Source organism: Oscillibacter acetigenes, assembly GCF_025567605.1.
Classification (GTDB): domain Bacteria; phylum Bacillota; class Clostridia; order Oscillospirales; family Oscillospiraceae; genus Oscillibacter; species Oscillibacter welbionis.
On sequence record NZ_JAOQKG010000004.1, the window covers coordinates 28,778 to 53,221 of the forward strand.

The window sequence follows — 24,444 nt, forward strand, 5'->3', positions numbered from 1 at the left end:
CCTTAAGCCCCCAGCTCTTCCTGGGAGAGCTGGGACCGGGCGATCTCCTGGTAGATCGGGCAGGTTTGCATCAGTTCCTCGTGGGTACCCATCCCCACCATCCTCCCCTCGTCCAGAACGATGATCTTGTCCGCGTTCCGGATGGTGCCGATCCGTTGAGCCACGATCAGTCGAGTGGTATCCTTCAGCTCCCGGTCCAGGCCGGCACGGAGCCTGGTATCCGTCCGGTAGTCCAGGGCGGAGAAGGAGTCGTCGAACACCAGGATCTCCGGGCGCCTCGCCAGGGCCCGTGCGATGGAGAGCCGCTGCTTCTGGCCGCCGGATACGTTGGTGCCTCCCTCGGCGATGGGGGCATGGATGCCTCCGGGCATCCTGTCCACAAACTCGCTGGCCTGGGCCAGCTCCAGAGCCTTTTGAACGTCCGCATCGGAATCCTTGCCCCGGCTGGCGCCGAACAGCACGTTGCCGCGGACGTCTCCGGAGAACAGGATGGCCTTCTGAGTTACATAGCCGATGCGGTCATACAGGGCGTCGAAGGTGTAGTCCCGAACGTCCACCCCGTCCACCAGCACAGTGCCCTCCGTGGCATCATAGAACCGGGCGGCCAGGCTGACCAGAGTGGTCTTGCCGCTGCCGGTGGCGCCGATAAAGGCCACGGTCTCCCCCCGCTTGGCCTGGAAGGTGATGTGCTCCAGGACATTCTTGTCCGAGGAGGGATAGTGGAAGGAGACGTCCCGGAACTCCACAGTACCGGTTTCCAGGGCATCGATGCGGGCGCCCTGAGTCAGGCTGTTCCGGGTCTCCAACACCTCATTGATCCGCTGGGCGGACACCTGGGCCGCCGGGAGCATCATGATAATCATGACCATCATCATAATGGACATGATGACGTAGGTGGCGTAGGTGCCGAACACCACGATGTCGCTGAAGGCGGCCAGCCGTGCGGCGGTGTCCGCGGCAGGGACGGCGTTCACGATGGAGGCACCCACCCAGTAGATCACCAGAGACAATGCGTTCATGGCCAGGGTGACGCCGGGCATCAGGAAGGCAAAGGCCCGCTGGTTGAACAACTGCGTGCGCATCAGTTCCTCGTTGCCCTTCCAGAACTTGGCGTTCTGGTAGTCCTCAGCGTTGTAGGCGTGGACAACATTGATACCGTTCAAGTTCTCCCGGGCCACCAGGTTGATATGGTCGGTGAGCTTTTGCACCCGGCGGAACCGGGGCACCACCACGCCGATGATGACCGCCATCATCACCAGCAGGGCGGCCACAAATCCGGCGGTGATAGCGGAGAGGGTCCAACTCTTGCCCACGATTTTGATGATGGCCCACACTGCCATGACGGGGGACTTGATTAGGATCTGCAGGCCCATGGCCGTCAGCATCTGCACCTGGGTGATGTCGTTGGTGGTGCGGTTGATGAGGCTGGGGACGGAGAAGGTCATCATCTCCTGTTGGCCGAAGTCTGCGATCTTATGAAACACCGCCTCCCGGATGGAAAAGCTGAACCCGGCAGCCACCTTGGCGGTCAGATAGCCGCAGATGACGCACAGCACCGCGCTGGCCAGGGTGCAGCCCAGCATTTCCAGGCCGGTATGCAGGATGTCCGACAGGGTGCTCCCCGGCGTTTTAATCAGAACGGTCAGGCTGCTCATGTAGTCGGGCAGCGCCAGATCGAAATTAATCTGCCCCAGGATGAGCACTGCGCACACGGCGGCCATGGCCCACTCCTGCCGCCGTAGGTTACGAAGTAATTTCAGCATATAAATCCTCCTTGTGGTATCATCAATTGCTGTTTTGCCGCCAGAACCGGCCGGAGAAGCAGGCGCACAGGATCGAGGCCGCATCCTGAAAGATCAGCAGGCTCCCGCTGAGGATGCTGAGGTGCGGACAGCCCGGAGAGGGGCGCAGACCGGGAAAAATCCGCCCGCTGCCAATAGAAGAACCAAGGCGGTGCACCGGCCCCGGCCTAGTCCCTCCGGCCGCTTCAGATTAAAGGAGCTGACAAGTTTGCTGAAGCCCGGGTACAGCAGCCGCATTCCAAAGAGATAGGGGAGTGCCGCGGCAAAGATCACGTTATCCACCGAACCGGAGATCATGCCGGATCTGCGTGGCGAAGAATCCCAAATAGGACCATATTCAGCAGTTCGCCTGCGGTTTCCAGCATGGCATGGAAATCCTGCGCGGGATGTCCGCCCTGATAACTCACAATCATATTCTGGAAAAGAGACTCGATGGTTTCCAAATAGCGGGTCACCATTTCAGGCTTCAAATCCGGCCGCAGCGGCATTTTGTCTATGAGCCCCTCGATAAATTCCTGATTCAAGCGCCGCATCGGTGCGCGCAGGGCCTGAATTTGCGCGGCCAGATGTTTGGGCGGACGGAGCATGGCGCTTTCAAAAACGAGCTTTTGCTGGGGATGAAGCTGGAAAAAGCGCTCCCGGATCATGAAGAAATCTTTGACTGCGGCTGCCGTATCCTCCCCTGACAGATGGGCCATATCCCGTTCCACATGGGCCCTGAGCTCCTGGAAAGTGCGTTCGACGCACAGTAAAAACAACTCGTCCTTATTGGAGTAGTAGTGGTACATCATGCCCTTGGAGATCCCGTGGTTCCCACAGATCCGCTCCATGTTGACCTTGTCGTAGCCGTAGGTCCCGAACTCCTCTAGGGCGGCCTGATAAATCTCTTTTCTGCTGCGTTCCTGGCGCTCTTTCTGCGTCATGCTGCATATCCTCCTTCTGCCTGATCCAAAACCCCCGGCCCTGCCAAAACCCGGAACCAGGGAGACACCCGGGCGGGCAGCGGGAAAACGTCCGGACGGACAGGCCATTTTGACGTCCGACCAATTCCGCGCCGGTATGGGACCGGACACACGCCGTCAGGTTTGCAACCCGCGGCGGCTACTGCCTGAGGATTTTACAGACGATCTCGTCTATACTTTTGGAAGTATACTACTCCCGGATGGCCTCATCTATGTTTGCCTCGTGAACGGTTCATGAATTTTTTGAAAACGAGCCGGAGAGGCTGAGGCCGGGAGCAGCTGTCTGTCGCGGGCACGGCTCCCGGGCCCTTGACCGGCAGGGAGGCGCTCTGCTCCCGCGCACAAAGAAGCCGTGAGTCTGCGGAGAACCGCTCACAGCAGCGGTGCCAGCAGCCGCAGAAGCCCTTGAAACAGGCGGAACAGCGGTCAGCGACGGCAGATTGCGGCGGCTGTCTCCTGGCAGACGCCTTTTATTCCCCTTGCAGGACTCTGATTGAAAAAACATACGGGAAATTACCCAATTGAGCCCACGGCATTGGATATAACGAGAATGAAGTCAGCCGCTATTTAAAACCCCCAGGGACCGCTGCGCAGCAGTTCCTGGGGGTTTTAAATCTTTGCGGCAAGATGCGTGCAAAAGGCGTTCCTGCACACGCTGTCGGCAATGTTTGGAGCCATCGCACCAACAGGGACACACGCCGATGCGGACAAACTGCCCTGTGGGAGGCGGCACGCCGTTTATCCGGAATAGCGCTTGTGCAGGCGGTCAGTCAGATAGCGAATGAAGTGCTTCTCTCTGGGGCGGAGCGTAAATGTCCGGGAATGCAGCAGGGCCACGGCCATGGGAGCGCCGTCCGCGATGGGACAGCAGACGCAGTTCATCCGCCGGGCATCCTCCTCCGGAATGCTGATGCCGATGGCGATGTAATTGCCTTTGCGGACCGCGTCGAAGATCGTGCCGCGGTCGCAGATGTACAGCAGGTCTGTGTGGCTCTGGAGTCCCAGCACGTCCAGCGTATCGTCCGGATCGATGTGCGCGTCGGCGATGAACGGATACCCTGTGAGATCCTTGAGCGAGACACGGGAAGAGTTGGCCAGTGGATGGGACTTGGACATCAGCGCGGTGACGGGAATGGAGCGCTGGAGGACCGTCATCTCCAGATTGTACTGGTCCGCCAGATCCATGTACTTGGGGATGACCTGCTCGAACAGCACCAGGATGCCCAGCCTGCAGTTCTGGGCCACGACGTTTTTCAGATTTTCCCGGAGGCCGGCCTCCAGAAATTTGTCGTGGGTCCTGTTCAGGTTGGGGAAGCAGTTTTTGTAATCAAAGAAACACTGGAGCACAAAGGCGGAGCGGGCGCAAATGATGGAGAGGCTGTCGCTCTCGGACATGGATTGCGGGATCTTCTGGATATTATTGCGCTCGGTGACGATCTTCTCAGCGTGGCTCATGAAAATCAGTCCCTCCGGCGTAGCGGTGATGCCGTTGGCCGTCCTGTGAAACAGGGGATAGCCGATCTCCTGTTCCACGTTCTTGATGATGGTGCTGAGATGGGACTGGGAGATATAGCAGTTTCGGGCGGCTTTGTTGACGGAGCCGCACTTGTACGCCTCCAGGATATAGACGAGGTGTTCTGTGTTCATGTCGCGCTCTCTTTCTCAAAACGGCGGAGGGACCTAATCCCAAATAGCGAAGGCTTAACAAAATCCCCTATAATCCGACAGCCAGGGGAGCATGTTATAATCGTAACAGGCAAAACAAAGGCGCCCGGTCAGAGGGGCGTTCAGATTTTATCAATCATTATAGCGCCAATTTTCAAAGAATACAAGATCCGCACCCGGCGGTGGAATGCGGATCAAAATGAGGGAAAGGAAGAGAGGCATGGAAGAGAAGAAGCGCGAAAAGTCCGTTGACGTGCTGGACCGGCTGTTCTGGACGGTGCAGCCACCTATGGGGCTGGTAAAGGGAGACTATTACCGGGCTGAGAATTGGTTTGCCCCGCATTTCCCGGGGGACAAGGGGTATCACGGCATTCTGGAAGTGGTCCGGCGGGACGGAACCCTGCAGATGGTGGAGTTTAACGAGATTAACAACCCCACCTATTACATCAGACGGTACCAGGGCGTTTCCAAGCGGCTGTCCGACTACGGCTTTCTGCAGGCCACCAAGGAGCGGACCGCCAAGTCCGGCGTGGTGCTGGTAAACGGCCTGACCCATCTGGAAGAGCAGATGGTGGCGGAGAACCGCCTCACAGGCGAGTTTGACCTGCTCACCGGCGCCTCCAACAGCATCAAGCGGTCTATGCTCCCACTGGCAGAGGAGATCGCGGGGCGGCTGGACAAGCCCTCCGGCCAGGTGTATTACGGCCTGTCCCAGGCGGTGGAGCCCGGCGTCACCGGGCGCTTGCAGATCGTGCTGGAGGCGGGAAAGATCATCTCCTGCGCCTACGACGAGATCTTTGCCGACCGGCAGGAGGAGATTGAGGACCCGGAGCTCAAGCCCTATTACCGGCAGTCCAAATATCACTGCCCGGACTACATCTCCACCATCGGGGCCGGGTTCAACAGCATCTTCGACCTGCTCAGCGCCCGGGTGCTGGAGACCCAGAGCCTCACCGACCTGACCGGGCTCCCCTTCACGGAGGAGCCCAAGCGAGCGAAGGAATGGGACAACTATCTGGAGCTGGCGAGGCGGATGGAGGATGCTCTGGCGGCCGACGGCCTGCGCTGAGCACACAATCAGGAATGTGACCGCCGGGGGCGGTTTCAGAAATATATCACCACCACGTCAGGAGGAGTACGATGAAGAAGAGAGTTTTCGCACTGTTCACCGCAATGTTCCTGCTCTGCGGGATGCTGGCCGGCTGTGGCCCCACCGGTTCCAGCTCGACGACCACGGACGGTTCCGACGATGGCGCCAAGGATACCCTGATCGTTGCTATCCCAGAGTCCCCCACCTACATGGATCCCATGGTGCAGGCCTCCATCGGGACCTATCGTGTCACCACCCAGATGTTTGACCGTCTGGTGATGATGGACAACGACATGAACCTAGTGCCGGGCCTGGCGGAGAGCTGGGAGGTTATCGACGATACCACCACCGTGTTCCATCTGCGCCAGGGCGTCAAGTTCCACAACGGGGAGGAGATGACCTCCGAGGATGTCAAGTACAGCCTGGAGCGCTGCATCGCAAACCCCGGCGTGAATTACAACTACCTCATCATCGAGAGCATCACCTGTGATGACGACTACACCGTCACCATCAAGACCTCCGCGCCCTTCAACGCGCTGCTGTACCGCCTGAGCCTGGACGCGGCCTCCATCATCTGCAAGAGCGCGGACACCAGCGCGGAGGAGTTCAACAAGAACCCCGTGGGCACCGGCCCCTTCAAGTTCGTCTCCTGGGAGCTGGGCGGCGACGTGGTCCTGGAGGCCTTTGAGGACTACTGGGGCGGCGCTCCGGCCGTCAAGCGCGTCATCTTCCGCACGATTCCCGAGGCGCTGAACCGCACCATTGGCCTGGAGACCGGCGAGGTGGACCTGGCCTATGACCTGGGCATCACCGACCTGGAGAGCCTGGCGGACAACGCGTCCGTCACCACCCTCACCTCCCCCAGCACCACCGTGTGGTATGTGGGCATGAACGTGCAGAAGGCGCCCTTTGACAACGAGAAGGTCCGGCAGGCCGTCGCCTACGCGCTGGACCCCCAGGGCTACATCGACCTGGTGTTCAGCGGCGAGGCCACACCCGCCAACTACACCATGCTGCCCCCCAGTGTGGACGGCTACGTCTCCGACTGCTCCGACTACTCCTGCAACGTGGAGAAGGCCAAGGAGCTGCTGGCCGAGGCCGGCTATCCTGACGGCTTCTCCACCACTCTCTGGTGCTCCGATACCCAGGTGATGCGGGACTCCGCCGTGGTCATTCAGGAGCAGCTGCGCCAGGTGGGGATCAACGCCGAGGTCAAGACCCTGGAGAGCGGACAGTTCCAGTCTGAGACCGGCAACGGCGCCCATGATATGTTCATCATGTCCAAGACCTCCATTGACCCCGACTCCATGCTGCGGTCCATGTACCACACGGAGGCTCTGGGGCCCTCCGGCAACCGCTGCTTCTGGACCACGCCTGAGGTGGACGCCTTGATCGATGAGGCCAGCACCACCACCGACACCGAGCACGCCATGGAGCTGTATGCGGAGATCCAGAGCAAAGTGGCGGAGGCCGCGCCCCTGGTCCCCATGGCGGTGGAGCACCTGAACGCCGGTATGCAGTCCAATGTGAAGGGATTCGGCCTGTATCCGGGCAAGTCCCACTACATCAACGGCACCTATTTTGAATAAGCGCATTCAGGCATTCCAGTGAGCGGGCGGCGGCAAAAGCCGCCGTCCGCTTGCGCGAATTTGCGTTATGGAAAAGGAGAGTGACAGATGTACCGTTTTATTCTCAAACGGCTGCTCATGCTGATTCCGGTGCTGCTGGGTGTCAGCTTCATCGTTTATACGATCCTGAGCTTCACCCCCGGCGACCCGGTGCAGATGATGCTGGGCGACAACTACTCCGAGGAATCCTACGCCGCCATGCAGGAGGAGCTGGGCCTGGATGATCCCTTCCTGGTCCAGTACGGCCGGTTTATCATCAACGCGGTCCACGGTGACTTCGGTACCTCATACAGCACCGGCAACCCGGTGGCGGCGGAGATCGCCGCCCGGCTGCCCAATACCATCCTGCTGTCGGCCTGCGCCATGCTTTTTGCCATTCTGATCGGAATTCCCCTGGGCGTGATCTCCGCCACCCATCAGTATTCGGCGGTGGACAACATTTCCATGGTGGGCGCTCTGTTCGGCGTCTCCATGCCGAACTTCTGGCTGGGGCTGATGCTGATCGTGATCTTCGCAGCGGGGCTGGGGTGGTTCCCATCCTCCAACTTTGAGACCTGGGGCGCTCTGGTGCTGCCGGCCGTCACCCTCAGCGCCAACTCCCTGGCGATGATCACCCGCATGACCCGCTCCTCCATGCTGGAGACGATCCGGCAGGACTACATCCGCACCGCACGGGCAAAGGGCCTGAAAGAGAGCGTCATCACCATCCGCCACGCTCTGCGCAACGCCATGATTCCCATTGTCACCACAGTGGGACTGCAATTCGGCTTCTCTCTGGGCGGCGCAGTGCTGGTGGAGACGGTGTTCTCCTGGCCCGGCATCGGCCGGCTGCTGGTGGACTGCATCGGCCTGAAGGACACGCCCGTGGTGGTGGCCTGCGTATTGGTGCTGGCCACGATGTTCACCATCATCAATCTGTGCATTGATATCCTGTACGCATTCCTGGACCCTAGAATCCGGGCCCAGTACAAAACGGCAAAGAGGTGATGCGGATGACTGGGAAAGTGAAAAACAAGAACAAGAAAAAGTCCCAGGCCGCCGCAGTATGGCGCCGCCTGAAGAAAAACAAGATGGCCGTTCTGGGACTCATCATTCTGGCCGTCATCATCTTCTTCGCCGTCTTTGCCGATGTGTTTTTTGACTACGAGACGCTGGTGATTCAGCAGAACGCATCCCTGAAGCTCCAGCCCCCCTCCGTCGAGCACTGGCTGGGCACCGACGAGGTGGGCCGCGACATCCTGGCCCGGATCGTCCACGGCGCCCGGATCTCCCTGCCGGTGGCCTTTGCCACCATCGCCATTGCCACAGTGGTGGGCGGCCTGCTGGGGGCCATCGCCGGTTACGGCAGCCGCCGGGTAGACGATGTCATCATGCGTGTCATGGACATCTTCCTGGCGATCCCCAGCATCCTGCTGTCCATCGCCCTGGTGTCCGCCATGGGCACCAGCGTCACGAATATGATGCTGGCCATCAGCATCTCCAACATCCCGCCCTTTGCCCGGATCGTCCGCTCCGCCGTTCTGACCATCAAGAACGAGGAGTACATCGAGGCGGCCCGCGCCATCGGCGCCAGCGACAAGCGCATCATCCTCAAGCACATCCTGCCCAACTGCATGGCCCCCATCATTGTGCAGGCCACGCTGTCTATCGCCGGGTCCATCCTGGCTATCGCCAGCCTCAGCTTCATCGGCCTGGGCATCAGCCCGCCCACGCCGGAGTGGGGTTCTATGGTCAGCACCGGCCGGCAGTATTTCCGGGCGGCCTGGTGGGTGTGCGCGTTCCCGGGCTTTGCCATCATGTTGACCATCCTCTCCCTGAACCTGCTGGGAGACGGCCTGCGGGATGCCCTGGACCCCAAGCTGAAGAACTGAGGAGGGAGGACGCCACATGGAAGAGAACAAGCAGCACAAGACCGCTTTGCCAGAGACGGAGCCCATCCCCTCCGCGCAGGCCCCGGAGGCCCTGCTGGATATCCGCGGCCTGCGGGTGGAGTACCACACCGACGAGGACGTGGTCTACGCCGTCAACGGCCTGGACCTGACCATCGGAAAGGGCGAGAGCCTGGGTCTGGTGGGCGAGACCGGCGCCGGCAAGACCACCACGGCCCTGTCGGTCCTGCGGCTCATCGCGGACCCGCCGGGAAAGATCATGGGCGGCGAGATCTGGTTCGAGGGCGAGGATATGCTCCAGGCCAAGCCCGCCCGTCTGCGGGAGATCCGCGGCAGCAAGATCTCGGTGATTTTCCAGGACCCTATGACCAGCCTGAACCCGGTCTACTCCGTGGGCGATCAGATCGCGGAGGTCATCCACCAGCATGAAAAGTGCAGCAAGGAGGAGGGCCGGAGAAAGGCCGGCGATATGCTGGAGATGGTGGGCATCCCCCGGGCCCGCTATGACGAGTATCCCCACCAGTTTTCCGGCGGCATGAAGCAGCGGGTGGTCATCGCCATGAGCATCGCCTGCTCGCCGGAGCTGATTCTGGCGGACGAGCCCACCACCGCCCTGGACGTGACCATCCAGGCCCAGGTGCTGGAACTGATGAACGAGCTGAAGGAAAAGCTCCGTACCTCCCTGCTGCTGATTACCCACGACCTGGGCGTCGTGGCCCAGGTCTGCGACCGGGTGGCTATCATGTATGCCGGTGAGATCGTAGAGAGCGGCACCATCGCGGAGGTGTTTGACCACCCCCATCATCCCTACACCATCGGCCTCTTCGGCTCCATCCCGTCTCTGGATGAGACGGCGGAGAAGCTCAAGCCCATCCAGGGCCAGATGCCGGACCCCACGGAGCTGCCGGAGGGCTGCGCCTTTGCACCCCGGTGCCCCTACGCAACGGGGGCCTGCCGTACCCGCAAGCCGGAGATGACCGGCGTCGGCGGCACCCAGATGGTGCGCTGCCTGGCCCACCAGGGCGTTTTCGAATCCCCCGAACTGATGGAGGAGGTGCGACATGGCAGATAAGGATATCATCCTGGAAGTCCGGGACCTGAAGAAGTATTTCAAAAGCCCCACCGGCACCCTTCATGCGGTGGACGGCGTCAACTTTTCCATTCGGAGAGGCGAGACGCTGGGCCTGGTGGGGGAGTCCGGCTGCGGCAAGTCCACCATCGGACGGCTGATCTTGGGCCTGCACCAGTCCACCAGCGGCGAGATCTTGTTCAACGGACAGGACATCTGCAAGATGAATAAGAAGCAGCTTCACGACCTGCGCAAGGATCTGCAGATCATCTTCCAGGACCCGTTCTCCTCCCTGAACCCCCGGATGTCCATTGGGGAGATCATCGGGGAACCGCTGCGGATTCACGCAAAGGCCCAAAGCCGTGCGGAGCTGGATAAGGAGGTCTCCCGGCTGATGGACGTGGTGGGCCTCTCCGCCCGGCTGTTCAACGCCTATCCCCACGAGCTGGACGGCGGCCGCCGCCAGCGGGTGGGCATCGCCCGGGCGCTGTCCCTGCAGCCCCAGTTCATCGTCTGCGACGAGCCGGTGTCCTCGCTGGACGTGTCCATCCAGGCCCAGGTCCTGAACCTGCTGAAGGATCTGCAGGCGGAGTTCCACCTGACCTATCTCTTTATCACCCATGACTTGTCGGTGGTGAAGTTCTTCTCCGATAAGATCGCGGTGATGTACCTGGGCCAGTTGGTGGAGACAGCGGATTCCGCGGAGCTGTTCCGCCAGCCACTGCATCCCTATTCCCAGGCTCTGCTGTCTGCCATTCCCATCCCCAGCAGCCGGCAGAAAATGCAGCGGGTGAAGCTCATCGGCGAACTTCAAAGCCCTATTGACCCGGAGCCGGGCTGCCGCTTTGCCAAACGCTGCCTGTACGCCCGGGAGGGCTGCACCGGCCGGGACCTGGCGCTGCGGGACTTCGGCAGCGGCCACTTCTGCGCCTGCTGCCGGGCCGGCGCCCTGGAAGAGCAAACCCCGTCCAAGTGACGGACAGAATCATAAGGAGGAATTTGACATGATTGACAAGACGAGATGGCTGGGGCTGGGCCCCTGGCATGAGGACAACGAGAGCGAGCTGATCGACTGGACGGCGCAGCCCCAGTACAAGGGCCTGGTCAAGGGCGATTACTATCACGCCGAGCTGCGGTACAGCGGCCGCTGGGGCGACCCCGGCCACAAGGGCGAGCTGGACGTGGTGTTTGACGACGACGGCAAGATCGCCTTCGCCGAGTTCAACGAGACTACCATGGGCAACTACTATGTCCGCCACTTCCAGAATGTCAGCAAGCGCCGCACGGAGTTCCAGTTCTTCCAGGACTTCCATGACAAGCGCCGCAGCGTGGCCTATGGGCGGGTGCTGGCCAACGGCTTCAAATATGTGGAGGACCAGATCCTGGAAAAGCAGGACCTGGACGCTGACTATGACCTACTGACCGGTGCCTCCTTCTCCATGAAGAACATGATCGGCCTGAAGGACGACGTGTCCGCTCAGCGGAAGGACTCCAACCACAAGAAGCAGCGGTACTACGGCTACACCGAGGATTACGGCTACGGTATCACCGGCTGGCTCCAGGTGGTGGTGGAGGACGGCAAGATCGTCAGGTGCTTCTACGATGAGATCTTCGCCGACCACACCAAAGATATTGTTTACGACGACCTGAAGCAGTTCTACCGTCAGTCCAAGTATTTCTCCACTACCTATGAGGACCCGTTCCCCTCCGGCTGGGACCGCCACGCCTGGCTGGTGTGCTTCAAGGACCAGTCCGATGCCATCAACAAGAAGGTCTGCGAAACACAGGATATGTTCGATATCACCGGACTGCCCTGCGTGGAGGGCCCGGACATGGGCGTGGTGTGGGACAAGCCCCACAAGGACGATGTGGCACTCGTCTCCAACAGCGACGCCACCGCCCGTTCTGTCACCCGGCCCCGCTCTCCCGTGTGGAACAACTATCTGCGCCTGGCCAAGATCGTTCACGACGAGATGGTCAAGGACGGTGCCGTGAAGTAAGGAGGAACGAACATGGATAACGCAGGAAAGAAGCCCGTCTGGTCCGTCCAGCCCCCCAAGGGGATGCTGAAGGGTGACTACTATCGGATCGAGGAACGGTTCCCGCCCTACTATCCCGGCGTAGAGGGGGAGTTTCCCGCCGATCCGGGTCACCTGGGCATTGTGGAGGCGGTGAAGGCCGACGGCAAGCTGATCTTTGTGGAGCTCAATGAGATCACGGCTCCCTCCTATTACAACCACCTGTACCAGGGCATCTCCAAGCGCCGCTCCAGCTACAGCTTCTGGCAGTACACGAAGCCCCGGATGCAGAAGGCCGGCTCCGTGCTGACCATGGGTATGCAGTACGTGGAGCAGCAGATGCTGGAGAAACAGAGCCTGAGCGGAGACTTCGATCTGGTGGCCAGCGCCTCCGGCAGCGTGAAGAAGCTGCTGACCTTCGCGGCCAAGCTGGACAAGGAGCTGGACGAGCCCTCCTCCAAGAAGCTGTACAGCTATTCCGAGGACTATGGCTACGGCCTCACCGGCTGGCTGAAGGTGGTGGTGGAGAACGGCAGGATCCGCTCCTGCCGCTTTGACGAGATCTTCGCAGACAACGAGGAGGACATCGTCCACCCCGAGCTGAAAAAGTACTACCGCCAGTCCAAATACGACTGCCCCGCCTATGAGGATCCGTTCCCCTCCGGCTGGGACCGCCACGCCTTCCTGGTGGGCTTCCGCACCCAGATGGACAACCTGAACCTGAAGGTCTGCGCCACCCAGAACATGCTGGATCTGACCGGCCTGCCCCACGCCGCCGGACGGGATATGGGCATGATCTGGGACAATCCCAACCCAGACCATGCGCATCTGGATATGGATCCCAAGAACCGGCCGATGTATCCTGCGTTCATCAACTACCTGCGGATGGCCAAGGTTGTCCTGGAGGAGATGCGCAAGGACGGCGTTTTCCAGTAAAGACAAGAACCGGAAAGGAAAACCGTTATGGAGCATACCCGCGCATTTTTGGCGTACGACACCCTCTGCCGCATCGCGGCGGAAATCCCGGAGGACGGGGAGCAGCTGCTGGAGCAGTGCGAGGAGGAGGCCCACGGGCTGGAGCGCACCCTCAGCATGTTCGATCCCGACTCAGAGCTTTCCAGGCTCTGCCGGGACATCCGGCCCGGCGAGGCTGTGCCGGTCTCTGAGACCCTGTACACCTTCCTGGAGCAGAACCTGGAGATCTGCCGCCTGTCCAGCGGAGCATTCGACCCCACGGTGGGGCCGGTGGTAAAGCTGTGGGATTTTCTGTCCCAGACGCCCCGGATCCCCTCTGCGGAGCGCATCCGGGCGGTGCTGGACCGGGTGGGCTATCAGCACGTCCGCCTGGACCGGAATACGCGGACCGTGACGTTTGATCTTTCTGGAATCGGTTTGGATCCGGGCGCAGCCGGGAAGGGCTTCGCCCTGGGTCTGACCGTGGACCGCCTGCGGCAGGGCGGCGTCCGGCAGGCCGTGCTGGACTACGGCGGGAACCTGTTTGTGATCGGCGCGCACCAGGACGCGCAGGGCGGGACCCGGCCGTGGAAGGTGGCGATCCGGGACCCGGACAACACCGGCTCGGTGTTTGGGACGGTGCAGCTCCAGGACGCGGGCATCGCCACATCCTCCTGGTATGAGCACAGCTTCCAGAAGAATGGGACCGTGTACCACCATCTGCTGGACCCGCGGACCGGGTACCCCATGCCGCTGACACTGAAGAGCGTCTCCATCCTGTCCTCGCGGCCTGTTTACACAGACCTGCTCTCCACTGCCTTTTTCATCCTGGGGGAAGAGGAGGGCGGCGTTCTGGTGGACCGGCTGCGCAGGGACAGCGGCGAGATGATCGAATATGTGGCCGTACGGGAGGATGGGACTGTGGCCGCGTCTCCGGGCGCGGCGTTCGCCCCTGCCTGATCGATCTTGATGCAAAAAGCGATCCCCCTCAGTGCACACACTGAGGGGGATCGCTTCGTCCTGCTTGTGCCCGGCCGCCGGATATGGCGGGCGGCTCAGATCTTTTCAAACTGCGTCACATCGGAGACGAACAGCGTGGCACCGCCTACGGTCACCTCCGTGGGATAGGCCGCAGAGGGCGTGGCCAGCTGCACGTTGGAGGAGATCTTCTCCGTCCGGCGGGAGCAGTTCTGGCGGATGATGGCGATGGCCTGGGGCACCCGGTCCTCCTCTGTGCCGATCAGCAGCGTGGAGTTGCCGCCGGTGAGAAAACCACCGGTGGAGGCCATGCGGGTGAAGTAAAAGCCGGCGTCTGTCAGGGCGGCGCAGACCTCGCTGGTGTCCCGTCTGTTGACGATGGCGGTGATGAGTTTCATGGCAGTCGCTCCTTTGCGTTCGGGTTTCAGGGCCGCGCCCTTGCAGCGGTCCCAGATGTGGATGCGGTGGAGATAGAAGCACAGGCCCAGCGTTCCGGTCACGACTTCCGCAATGGGAAAGGCCAGCCACGTGTAGGCCAGATCGATCCTGGAGAAGAGCCAGAATACGGGAATCAGGCAGAAGATCTGCCTGGTCAGGGAGAGCAGGACGCTGGGCAGCGCCGCCCCGATGGCCTGGAAAAAGACCGGCAGGATCAGGGAGGGCACGGCGGGCAGAAAGCTGATGCCGATGATGTGGAAGGCTTGGACGCCGATCTCCAGGACCGCGGGCTCCGCGGTGAAAATGCGCAGCAGCTGTTCCGGGATCAGCTCGAAGCAGGCGATCCCCACCAGCATGAAGGACATGGCCAGCAGGACGGAGTTCTTCACCACCCGGCGGCAGCGGCCGTAGGCACCCTTGGCGTATGTATAGCTCAGCAGGGGGACGATGCAGGTCTGGAGTCCGGAGAGGGGGATGAAGAAGAAGGACTGCACCTTGTAATACAGGCCCAGGACCGTCACGGCGTCATCGGAAAAGCCGGCCAGGATCATGTTCAGGGCCATGATATAGACCGTGAACAGAAGCTGCATGAAGATGGAGGGAAATCCCAACCGGTAGATCTTGGCCGCATAGGAGCGGAACACCCGGATGGGGGGCGGCTTCCGGAATCCGGAGACAACAATGAGCGCCGCCAGCACCTGGCCTGACACCGTAGCAAAGGCGGCACCGGCCACTCCCAGCGCCGGTGCCGGGCCAAGGCCGAAGATCAGAATCGGGTCCAGCACGATATTGGCCGCGGCGCCGGCGATCTGGGCCAACATGGGCAGGCGCATGTTGCCGCGGGCTTGGTGGACCTTGCTCCAGGTACTCTCCAGAAACACACCCGGACTGCCCACGCAGACGATGGTACCGTATGTCACGGCAAGGTCCGCCACGGAGGAGGACTCCGTGGAGATCGCGGCAAAGGGGCGCATCAGCAGGCCGCTCAATACGGCGAAGATCAGCCAACTGATCAGCGCCAGGACCGTCCCTGTTCCGGCGGTCCGGTCGGCTAGGTGGTGGTTCCCCTGGCCGTCGTACCGGGACATCAGGGTATTGACGCCCACGCCGGTGCCGACAGCGATGGCGGTGACGATCAGTTGAACAGGGTAGACGATGGAGAGGGCGGTGAGGCCGTCACTGGAGAACTGGCCCACAAAATAGCTGTCCACGATGTTGTACATGGCCTGGATCAGCTGGGCCAGCATGACCGGAGGCGCGATCCGCATCAGGATGGCCCAGACACTCTCTGTATCAAAGAGGCTGTATGCAGAGGATGCTCTCATGATATGGCGGTGCTCCTAACAGGTTCGGGATCTTCCAACCTCCCGCAGAGGGGCGGCCGGGACTTGCGGGGAAGATTATAGCCGGGCCGGAACTGTTTGTCAAGACGCGCAGGGGGCCGGAACAGGCAGAGGAGGCGCTTTTGGAAAAACCTCCAAAAGCGCCTCCGCTTTTTCTTGCGAGTCTGTGGGAGTAAGAGAGGGAACAACGGCGCGGCAACCGGGTCTCAGATGTTCTCCGGCGGGCGGTCCGGCAGGCGGCCCAGGGGACGGTACACGGTGAAATACATGGTGAGGCTGCAGGCCAGGCCGCCTACCAGCTGGGAGATGGCCTCGGCTGTGAATACGCCGGTGGTGCCCATCCAGATAGGCAGAACGACCGTCAGCGGCGCATTGATGATGGCTTTGCGCAGCAGAGAGAAGAAAACCGCCTGCTTGGAGCGCCCCAGGCTCACGAACACACCCTGCCCCGCCATTTGGAGGGACATGGGGATAAACAGGCAGAAGTAAATGCGCAGGGCGGGGATGCCGGCAGCCACCACCTCCGGCTCACTGTTGAAGACCCGGATCAAAAGCCCGGGGAACAACATGGCGGCGGCCCAGAAGACAGCGGCGTAACCAACCGTCACCGCCACGCTGAAGCGGATGGAGCTCCGGACGCGGCTGTATCGGCCGGCGCCGTAGTTGTACCCGGTGACCGGCTGGGCGCCGTTGGTGAGCCCCTGCACCGGCATGAAGAACACCTCCCGCAGGGAGTTGATGATGGTCATCACGCCTACGTACAGGTCGCCGCCGTATGCCTGGAGCGTGGCGTTGCACACCACCTGCACCAGACTGTTGGTGAGATTCATGAAGAAGCCGGACAGGCCCAGGGCCACGATGGATTTCACCCGCCCGGCGCCCAGCGCCAGATTCCGCAGGCGGAGCCGCAGGATGGCCTTCCGCCCGGTGAGGAATTTCAGTACCCACACGGCGGAGCAGCCCTGGGCGATTACGGTGGCCAGCGCCGCGCCCCGCACCCCCATGTCCAGGGCGAAGATGAAGACCGGATCCAGCACGATGTTGACCACCGCCCCCAGGCCCACGGTCATCATCCCGGTGCGGCCGAAGCCCTGAGACGTGATGAAGGGATTCATCCCCAGGCCGATCATGACAAAGACGGTCCCCAGCAGATAGATGGTCATGTACGCCTCGGCATAGGGATAGGTGGCGTCACTGGCGCCGAACAGGTAGAGCAGGGGATGCCGGAACAGCAGGAACACCCCTGTGACAGCGGCGCCGAAAATCAGCAGAAGGGTGAAGGCGTTGCCCATGATCCGCTCGGCCTCTTCCTCCTCGCCCTTGCCCCGGTAGATGGAGCACAGGGGGGCGCCCCCCGTGCCGCACAGGTTGGCAAAGCCCATCACGATGGAGATGATGGGCAGCGTCAGCCCCAGGCCCGTCAGAGCCAGATGCCCGGGGAGCCGCCCCAGGTAGATGCGGTCCACCACGCTGTACAGCACGTTGATGAGCTGGGCAGCCGTCATGGGCAGCGCCAGCGAAATGATGTTGCGGGGAATGCTGCCGACGGAAAAATCGTGCTCCTTGCTTGCCACGGATTCGTTCTCCTCCTTACAGTTCCGTTTTGCTCACGCCGGTTTCAGGCCCCGGCTGGGGCCGTTCCGCCCGCCGCGCTCCCCCTTTGGATGGCCCGGTAAAACCACAGGGCTGCGGCCAGCGAGATGGCGTCCACGATGGGCTGCACCCACATACAGCCGTACAGGGGAAAGAGCGCGTCCATGAGATAGAGCAGCGGAATGTCCAGTACACCCTTGCGCAGGATCGAGCAGACCAGGGACTCCCTGGCCCTGCCCATGGCCTGGAACTGGATGATCATGGGATAGCACAGGGCCATCATGGGCATTGCCGTCACCATGCACCGCAGGAACACGGCCCCATAGCGGACTGTCGCAGCATCGGCAATGAACAGGGAGACCAGGGGGGTGGCAAACGCCTCATAGCAGACCAGACACAGCACGGCGAAGCCAAAGGACATCAGGCTCCCTATCCGGAAGGCCTGCGCACGCCGATGGTGATTCCCGGCAGCGTGGTTATAGGCCAGCAGCGGCAGAAGTCCGTTGGAGACACCGATGGAGAAATACAGGGGCAGCTGGTCCAGTTTTTTTACGATGCCCAGGGCCGCCACCGCCTCTGTGGGGTATTGGGATACAAAGTCGGCCTGGGCAGCGGTGGCCACCACTGTCAGCGCATACTGCAGGGCGGAGGGGAAGCCGATGGCCAGAATGGGGCGCAGGTACTGGGCGGCATACCGCAGATTCGCCGGCAGCAGGTTCAAATAGGTGGCGCCCCGGCGGCGGACCAGATAGACGGCAAAACAGGCCACCGCCGCCCCGTTGGAGAGGGCCGTGGCCATGCCCGCGCCCACCGCGCCCAGGCCCAGGAACTGGGGCAGGACGAACAGCGGGTCCAGCAGGATATTCAGGACGCCGCCGAAGGAGACCCCGAAGGCGGCGGCTCCGGCGCCGCCCTCCGCCCGGACCAGATTCGCCAGGAGGGTGTTGAGAATGGTGAAGGGGCCGCCCAGTATGACGACCCATTTGGCGTATCCGTAGGCAGCAGCATAGGTAGCCTCGGTGGCGCCGCACAGGTGCAGCACGGGATCGGCCAGCAGTCGGAACACCGCGGAGAAGAGCAGGGCGGACAGCAGGCCGCCGGCCAGAGAGACAGCGGCGATCCGCCGGGCGCCCTCCTCGTCCTGACGGCCCAGGGCCCGGGCGATGGCGCTGGCCCCGCCCACGCCGAAGAGGTTGGAAATGGCGGTCAGCATCAGAAAGGAGGGATAGGCCACAGTGACGGCCGCGGTTTCATGGGGGGCGTTCAACATCCCCACAAAGTAGGTGTCCGCCAGATTGTAGACCAGCGTGACCATCTGACTGGCCACGGCCGGGACTATCTGCAGCAGCACGGCCTTTCGGACGGGTGTCTTCGCAAAGACCTCCAGATTCTGTTTCCTGTTCATATCCACAGCACCTGCGATTCCTGAAATAGACCGCCTGCGAGGGTCAGCGGTCGGCCACAGCCTTGCGCATCCACTTTCCACTCTTGACCCGGAGCAGGGAGACCGCCGCGCCGATCAGCCAGCCGGCGGGGATGGACCACCAGATGGCGTTGGCCCCCAGCGGGGTGAGATACACCAGTGCGTAGGCGATGCCCACCCGGGAGAACAGGTTGGCCATGGAGCTGAAGGTGAAGGCTGCCATGTCACCCGCGCCCCGCAGCATCCCGTTGGGGACGAACAGCAGGCCCATCAGGATATAGAAGAGGGAGACTGTGTGCATATAGGCCAGACCGTAGCCCATGGCGCCCGAGGCGTCCCCCGGGTCCAGGAACAGGGATAGCAGCTGGTTTCCGAAGAGGAAGATGATGACGGTGATCAGCAGAGAGAATACCGCCACCATCAGCAGACAGGCCTTCAGGCCCTCCTTGACCCGCTCGTACTTGCCTGCACCGATGTTTTGGGCCGTGAAGCTGGACATGGCGTTGGAGATGTTCATGTTGGGCAGCATGGCCAGGGAGTCGATCTTCGTGGCAGCAGTGTATCCGGCCACCAGTACTTTGCCGAAGGAGTTGACCAGACCCTGCATCATCATCATGGAGAGGGACACCAGAGACTGCTGGAGCATGGAGGGCAGGCCGATCTGGGCGATACGCTTCACCGCCACCATGTGGAAGAGGGGCAGCTTCACGCCCTGTTTTTCCGGCTCGCAGGGCATCCGCCGCATCCGGCGGAGCAACACCAGCAGGGAGGCCACGGCGCAGAGGCCCTGGGCGATCAGCGTGGCCCACGCCACGCCAGCCACGCCCATGCCGAAGCGGATAACGAACAGCAGGTCCAGCACGATGTTTGTCAGGCTGGAGATCATCAGGAAGATCAGGGGCGTCTTGCTGTCCCCCTGGGCGTTATAGATGCCGTTGAGAGTGTTGTAGAGGAACAGGAAGACCGCGCCGCCGAAATAGATCTGCAGATACGTCCGGGAGTCGGCCATGATATCCGGGTCCGTGCCCAGCAGCTGCAGCAGGGGACCGGCCAGCAGCGTTCCCAGGCCCATGATGAGGAGCCCCAGGACGCCCAGAGAGATGATGGCGGTGGAGATGGTGGTCTTCATCTCATGGATGCGCCCGGCACCGAACAGCTGGGACACCACCACCGTACAGCCCATGGACAGTCCGGAGGCCACGGCCACCGACAAAAACACGATGGGGAAGGAGGAGCCCACGGCCGCCACTGCGTCTTCGCCCACAAATTTTCCCACCACCGCGGTGTCCACCATATTGTAGAGCTGCTGGAACAGATTGCCCGCCACCATGGGCAGGGCAAAGAAAAACAGCAGATTCAGCGGTCTGCCCTCCGTCAGATTCTTAACCATGTTCACTTCCCTCTCCTCGACAAAATTCGATCACATTCTCCGCAATGCGGGTCAGAAACGCCTCGTTCAGGGCGCGCTCCTCAGGGGTGAAGCCCTGGTATTTGACATGCCCCCACTCCTCCAGAATCCGCTGGACGCCCTGATATGCGCCCTCCCCCGCGGGAGTCAGAGAGACATGCTTCTCCCGGCGGCACCGGGCGCTCACCTGCCGCTCCACCAGGCCGCGCTTTTCCAGACGGGCCAGGCTCCGGGCCACAGCCCCCTTGTCCACCGCCAGCTGGACGGCCAGGTCCTCCTGCCGCATGTGGCCCTCCCGCCCCAGCAGGTGCAGGATCATGCCGTCCAGCTGCTGCAGGCCCAGGGTGCCAAGCCTGTCCCGAAAATACTGTCGCTCCAGGCGGCGAAACATCTCGATCCGATTCGGCATACCATTCTCCTATCGTTGCATTTTTCAACAATTGTATTTTACAAGAATCGCCATGGGAAATCCATATACAAAACACACAAAATAGGGAATTCTGTCCGTCAATGAAGGGCGGGGTGGAAAGGCCGTCGGAGAGTCCCTGCTGGCCGGGAGAAAAGAGGGGCGATGCGCCTTGAAAAAGCGAAATGACTATGTTAGAATAAAGATGTCTTCCAAAATTTGTTTATTTTGTCAAAAGAGGGGGCCGATATCACATGACAAGAGCTGAATTTGCGGCGCGCCTGAAAAACGCCTGCGCCGCTGTGACCGCCGCTGAGGCGGAGCTGACGGAGATCGATTCCAAATTTGGGGACGCGGATCACGGCCTGACCATGGCGAAGATTGCCGGGGCTATCTCCGAAGCAGTGGACGCCGCCGAGGGGGGGATCCAGTCCATGCTGGATGACGCGGCCATGGCCGTTATGACCCTGAACGGCGGCAGCGCCGTCCCCCTGTGGAACACCTGGCTGGACGGCTTGCAGGAGGAGGCCCCAGAGGGGGAGGAGATCGACGTGGCGGGCCTCAAGGCCATCTTCGCCAAGGCCCTGGAGGAGCTGGAAGATATGTCCGGCGCCAAGGTGGGGGACAAGACTATGATGGATGCCCTGATCCCCGCCAGCGAAGCCGTCGCGGCCTATACAGGAGACAGCGCGGACGAGCTGTTCGATGCCGCGGCCCAGGCCGCCGCCCAGGGGGCGGAGGCTACGAAGCAGTATGTCTCCAAATTCGGCCGGGCCAAGAGTTACGGGACCAAGACCATCGGCACCCCGGACGCGGGCGCCGTATCCATGTCCTGGTTCTTCCAGGGGCTGGCCCGGGAATAACCTGTTGTTCCACCCGCAGGAGCGGGATTGGCAATGCACCACTTAAATATCACTGGAGGAATGCTGTATGAAAATGAAGAAGTTCATGAACGCGCCGGAGACGGTCACCGACGAAGAGCTGGTGGGCCTGGGTCTGGCCTATCCGGACATTCTGAATGTGGACGGCCACCTGGTCATCAGTAAGGATCTGGCCAATGCCGACCGGGTGACCATCGTCACCTACGGCGGCTCCGGCCATGAGCCCGCCCAGGCCGGTTTTGTGGGCAAGGGTATGCTGGACATCCAGGCGGTGGGTGATATCTTCGCCGCCCCCAACGGCCAGCTGGTGTTTGATGCCATGAAGATGGCGGACAAGGGCCACGGCGTGCTGCTGCTGACCCTGAACTACGCCGGCGACCAGCTGGCGGGCAAGCAGGCCATGAAGCTGGCCAGGAAGGCCGGCCTCAATGTGCGTCAGGTGGTCACCGGCGAGGAGATCCGGTACGACCCCAACGGCGAGGACAACAAGCGGGGGCTGGCCGGCGCGGTGGCGCTGTACCACATCGCCGCGGCCGCCGCACGGGAGGGCAAGACTCTGGAGGAGGTAGCGGAGATCGCTCAACATTACGCGGACAACATGGCCTCCATCACCGTCAAGTCCACCGATGCCACCCATCCCCAGAACGGCATGTCCTTCGGCGACCTGGGAGAGACCGACCTGATGGAGATCGGCGCCGGCCAACACGGCGAGGGCGGCGGCGTCCGGGTGCCCATGATGTCCTCCAAGGATACCGTGGCCACCGTGGCCGAGGCCCTGTGCAAGGCCCTGGACCTGAAGCCCGGGGACAAGACCTTTGTGATGATTAACGGCTGCGGCGCCACCACCATGATGGAGATGCTGGTGCTGTTCAAGGACACTGTGGAGTTCCTGAAGGCCAAGGGCATCGAGGTCGTGGCCAGCATGGTGGGTGAGATCCTCACCGTCCAGGAGGCCGCAGGCTTTCAGATGAACATCGCCAAGTGGGACGAGGAGATGCTCCGTCTGTGGAACACCCCCTGCCGCACCCCGGCGTTCAGTAAGGAGTAAGCGCTATGCCAGACGCAATCGGAAACAAGACCGCCCACGACTACCATCTGGACGTGCCTGCCCCGGAGCAGGGCTTCTTCGCCAAGGGCCTGGGCCACGGGGACTGGGGAGCCAAGAATCGGCTCTCCCACCTGTTCAATCCCAAGAGCGGCAACACGGTGATGCTGGCCTTTGACCACGGCTATATCATGGGGGCCACTGCGGGCCTGGAGCGCATGGACGTGACCATCGCCCCTCTGTGCCGGTACGCGGACGTGCTCATGGCCACCCGGGGGGCCATCCGCTCCTGCATCCCCCCCACGGTCCACAATGCCATCTGCCTCCGGGCCACCCATGACGCCAGTGTGCTCATCGACGACATGAGCACCGGCAACGGCGTGGGTGCCGATATGGAGGCCGCCATCCGCATGAATGCCTCCGCCGTGGCCATCCAGTGCTTCATCGGCGGGGCGGGCGAGGCCCGGTCCCTGGAGACCCTGTGCCGCGCCGTGGACGCCGGGGAACGGTACGGCATCCCTGTTCTGGGCGTCACCGCCGTGGGCAAGGAGATGGCCCGCACCACCCAGTATTTCCTGCTGGCCGCCCGGATGCTGGCAGAGCTGGGGGCGTCCTTCGTCAAGACCTACTACTGCGATGACTTTGAGAAGGTAGTGGCCGCCTGTCCCGTGCCCATCGTCATCGCCGGCGGCAAGAAGCTGCCGGAGGACGAGGCCCTGACCATGGCCTACCGGGCCATCTCCGACGGCGCCCGGGGCGTGGACATGGGCCGCAACATCTTCCAGAGTGAGCATCCCGCCGCCATGTGCCGGGCGGTGGCCAAGATCGTGCACGAGAAATTTACTGACCGGGAGGCCTTCCAGTTCTATCAGGAGTTGGCCGCCCAGGATAACTGACAGGAGGTTTTCCATGGCAGCGGAGTATATGCATATCGGGATCCCCGTGCTGAACAAAAAGCCCAACATGGTCTACAACGAGTGGGGCGGCTTCTGGGTCAATGAGAGCGTGGATGCCTACGACTACAAGATTGAATACCTGAAATTTGAGGAGGGAACCCGGTTCCCGGAGATCCTTTCCAAACAGCCCCACGTGGCCTACAAGGTGGATAACATGGACCCCTATCTGAAGGAGGCCCAGCAGGTGATTTTCGGGCCGGAGACCCTCAGCGATACGGTCCGACTGGCGTTCATCACCCTGGATGACGCCATCATTGAGCTGTACGAGGAAACATAACGGCTTCAACACCGGCCTCCGCCAGTGTGCGGAGGCTGGTCCCTTGCCGCCACCCCGCAGGGAATGGAGGGTATCCGGCACAGACTTGGAAAAAACCAGAGCGGCGCCCCGGCGGAATATTCCGCCGGGGCGCCGCTTTTTTGCGGGACAGACATGGTGCATACTTTTCCCGCTTCTGCTCACGTTAAGGTTGCCAGCTGCTCCAGCAGATGCAGAACAACAGGCTTGACACGCGGCGCACAGGCGTTGAAAAGCCGCAGCACCTGCTCCTGACCGTAGTCGGGAGAGGTCGTCTGGACGCCGGTGAAGGCTCGGGCAAGGTCGTATTCCAGAACACAGCAGAGCCTGTCCAGCAGGTCCAGCGTCGGATGCACCCGTCCGTTTTCAATTTTGGACAGGTAGACCACAGTAATGCCGGCCCGTTCCGCCGCGTCCTCCTGTGTGATCCCCAGTTCCTTTCGCCGCGCCTGCAGCCGGCCACCAATCGCAGCATAATCCAAAGGCATGTAATCACCCTAAAACATCCTAGCAAAGATAATCTTTTCATTTAATGAATTGACATTTTAACTTAATCTGATAAAATAATATTTGCGAATTTTCTAAGGGTATACGCCGCAGC

General features: G+C 61.6%; 22 protein-coding genes. 13 read left to right on the top strand and 9 right to left on the bottom strand.

The genetic code is table 11. The features are described 5' to 3' along the window. Positions 1 to 2: 2 nt before the first annotated feature. From OCV80_RS08935 to OCV80_RS08945, 3 genes are all read right to left on the bottom strand, one after another. A complete protein-coding gene (locus tag OCV80_RS08935; RefSeq protein ID WP_256264210.1) occupies positions 3 to 1,763 on the bottom strand; it encodes an ABC transporter ATP-binding protein in 1,761 nt (586 codons plus the stop codon). Between the two features lie 332 nt (positions 1,764 to 2,095). Then, positions 2,096 to 2,725 carry a TetR/AcrR family transcriptional regulator gene (locus tag OCV80_RS08940; RefSeq protein ID WP_158629686.1) on the bottom strand — a complete coding sequence of 210 codons (630 nt, stop codon included), beginning with the start codon at positions 2,723 to 2,725 and terminating at the stop codon, positions 2,096 to 2,098. A gap of 777 nt (positions 2,726 to 3,502) precedes the next feature. Then, the gene (locus tag OCV80_RS08945) at positions 3,503 to 4,411 is read right to left on the bottom strand and encodes a LysR family transcriptional regulator (protein WP_025544191.1); all 909 of its coding nucleotides are present in this window, start codon (positions 4,409 to 4,411) and stop codon (positions 3,503 to 3,505) included. 238 nt (positions 4,412 to 4,649) lie between these two features. Here OCV80_RS08945 and OCV80_RS08950 point away from each other — a divergent pair, with 238 nt between their 5' ends. From OCV80_RS08950 to OCV80_RS08990, 9 genes are all read left to right on the top strand, one after another. Next, positions 4,650 to 5,498, top strand: a complete 849-nt coding sequence (locus OCV80_RS08950; protein ID WP_136890785.1) for an FMN-binding protein — start codon at positions 4,650 to 4,652, stop codon at positions 5,496 to 5,498. A 71-nt stretch (positions 5,499 to 5,569) separates the two neighbouring features. After that, a complete protein-coding gene (locus tag OCV80_RS08955) occupies positions 5,570 to 7,108 on the top strand; it encodes an ABC transporter substrate-binding protein (protein ID WP_025544188.1) in 1,539 nt (512 codons plus the stop codon). A gap of 87 nt (positions 7,109 to 7,195) precedes the next feature. Further along, the gene (nikB, locus tag OCV80_RS08960; protein WP_021751501.1) at positions 7,196 to 8,134 is read left to right on the top strand and encodes a nickel ABC transporter permease; all 939 of its coding nucleotides are present in this window, start codon (positions 7,196 to 7,198) and stop codon (positions 8,132 to 8,134) included. 5 nt (positions 8,135 to 8,139) lie between these two features. Further along, on the top strand, positions 8,140 to 9,018 hold the full coding sequence (locus tag OCV80_RS08965) for an ABC transporter permease (protein WP_036631401.1): 879 nt from the start codon (positions 8,140 to 8,142) through the stop codon (positions 9,016 to 9,018). A 16-nt stretch (positions 9,019 to 9,034) separates the two neighbouring features. Next, positions 9,035 to 10,108: an ABC transporter ATP-binding protein gene (locus OCV80_RS08970; protein ID WP_021751499.1), complete on the top strand. Its 1,074-nt coding sequence runs from the start codon at positions 9,035 to 9,037 to the stop codon at positions 10,106 to 10,108. Next, on the top strand, positions 10,098 to 11,081 hold the full coding sequence (locus OCV80_RS08975; RefSeq protein ID WP_025544187.1) for an ABC transporter ATP-binding protein: 984 nt from the start codon (positions 10,098 to 10,100) through the stop codon (positions 11,079 to 11,081). The genes OCV80_RS08970 and OCV80_RS08975 overlap by 11 nt, the downstream gene beginning before the upstream one ends. 28 nt (positions 11,082 to 11,109) lie before the next feature. Next, positions 11,110 to 12,105, top strand: coding sequence for a hypothetical protein (locus OCV80_RS08980; protein WP_021751497.1), 996 nt, complete (start codon positions 11,110 to 11,112; stop codon positions 12,103 to 12,105). Between the two features lie 12 nt (positions 12,106 to 12,117). Continuing rightward, positions 12,118 to 13,059 carry an FMN-binding protein gene (locus OCV80_RS08985; RefSeq protein ID WP_119311354.1) on the top strand — a complete coding sequence of 314 codons (942 nt, stop codon included), beginning with the start codon at positions 12,118 to 12,120 and terminating at the stop codon, positions 13,057 to 13,059. A gap of 27 nt (positions 13,060 to 13,086) precedes the next feature. Further along, positions 13,087 to 14,037, top strand: coding sequence for an FAD:protein FMN transferase (locus OCV80_RS08990; protein WP_119311353.1), 951 nt, complete (start codon positions 13,087 to 13,089; stop codon positions 14,035 to 14,037). A 95-nt stretch (positions 14,038 to 14,132) separates the two neighbouring features. Here the strand turns inward: OCV80_RS08990 and OCV80_RS08995 are convergent, their stop codons facing one another. The 5 genes from OCV80_RS08995 to OCV80_RS09015 form a co-directional block, all read right to left on the bottom strand. After that, positions 14,133 to 15,818, bottom strand: coding sequence for a cyclic-di-AMP receptor (locus tag OCV80_RS08995; RefSeq protein ID WP_083491022.1), 1,686 nt, complete (start codon positions 15,816 to 15,818; stop codon positions 14,133 to 14,135). A gap of 224 nt (positions 15,819 to 16,042) precedes the next feature. Then, complete coding sequence (locus OCV80_RS09000; RefSeq protein WP_021751492.1) at positions 16,043 to 17,410, bottom strand: MATE family efflux transporter; 1,368 nt, start codon at positions 17,408 to 17,410, stop codon at positions 16,043 to 16,045. A 44-nt stretch (positions 17,411 to 17,454) separates the two neighbouring features. Beyond that, positions 17,455 to 18,834 carry an MATE family efflux transporter gene (locus tag OCV80_RS09005; RefSeq protein ID WP_119311930.1) on the bottom strand — a complete coding sequence of 460 codons (1,380 nt, stop codon included), beginning with the start codon at positions 18,832 to 18,834 and terminating at the stop codon, positions 17,455 to 17,457. Between the two features lie 43 nt (positions 18,835 to 18,877). Beyond that, positions 18,878 to 20,242 (bottom strand): MATE family efflux transporter, encoded by a 1,365-nt coding sequence (locus tag OCV80_RS09010; RefSeq protein WP_025544515.1) that lies wholly within the window; start codon positions 20,240 to 20,242, stop codon positions 18,878 to 18,880. Continuing rightward, complete coding sequence (locus OCV80_RS09015; protein WP_021751489.1) at positions 20,235 to 20,669, bottom strand: MarR family winged helix-turn-helix transcriptional regulator; 435 nt, start codon at positions 20,667 to 20,669, stop codon at positions 20,235 to 20,237. The genes OCV80_RS09010 and OCV80_RS09015 overlap by 8 nt, the downstream gene beginning before the upstream one ends. A gap of 251 nt (positions 20,670 to 20,920) precedes the next feature. Here OCV80_RS09015 and OCV80_RS09020 point away from each other — a divergent pair, with 251 nt between their 5' ends. The 4 genes from OCV80_RS09020 (at position 20,921) to OCV80_RS09035 (ending at position 23,825) form a co-directional block, all read left to right on the top strand. Next, the gene (locus OCV80_RS09020; RefSeq protein WP_021751488.1) at positions 20,921 to 21,529 is read left to right on the top strand and encodes a DAK2 domain-containing protein; all 609 of its coding nucleotides are present in this window, start codon (positions 20,921 to 20,923) and stop codon (positions 21,527 to 21,529) included. Positions 21,530 to 21,596: 67 nt separating this feature from the next. Continuing rightward, complete coding sequence (locus tag OCV80_RS09025; protein WP_021751487.1) at positions 21,597 to 22,595, top strand: dihydroxyacetone kinase subunit DhaK; 999 nt, start codon at positions 21,597 to 21,599, stop codon at positions 22,593 to 22,595. Between the two features lie 5 nt (positions 22,596 to 22,600). Further along, on the top strand, positions 22,601 to 23,488 hold the full coding sequence (lsrF, locus tag OCV80_RS09030; RefSeq protein WP_119311352.1) for a 3-hydroxy-5-phosphonooxypentane-2,4-dione thiolase: 888 nt from the start codon (positions 22,601 to 22,603) through the stop codon (positions 23,486 to 23,488). 13 nt (positions 23,489 to 23,501) lie between these two features. Next, a complete protein-coding gene (locus OCV80_RS09035) occupies positions 23,502 to 23,825 on the top strand; it encodes a hypothetical protein (RefSeq protein ID WP_021751485.1) in 324 nt (107 codons plus the stop codon). A 179-nt stretch (positions 23,826 to 24,004) separates the two neighbouring features. Here OCV80_RS09035 and OCV80_RS09040 read toward each other — a convergent pair whose 3' ends face one another. Continuing rightward, positions 24,005 to 24,331 (bottom strand): helix-turn-helix domain-containing protein, encoded by a 327-nt coding sequence (locus OCV80_RS09040; RefSeq protein WP_119311351.1) that lies wholly within the window; start codon positions 24,329 to 24,331, stop codon positions 24,005 to 24,007. Between the last annotated feature and the right edge of the window lie 113 nt (positions 24,332 to 24,444).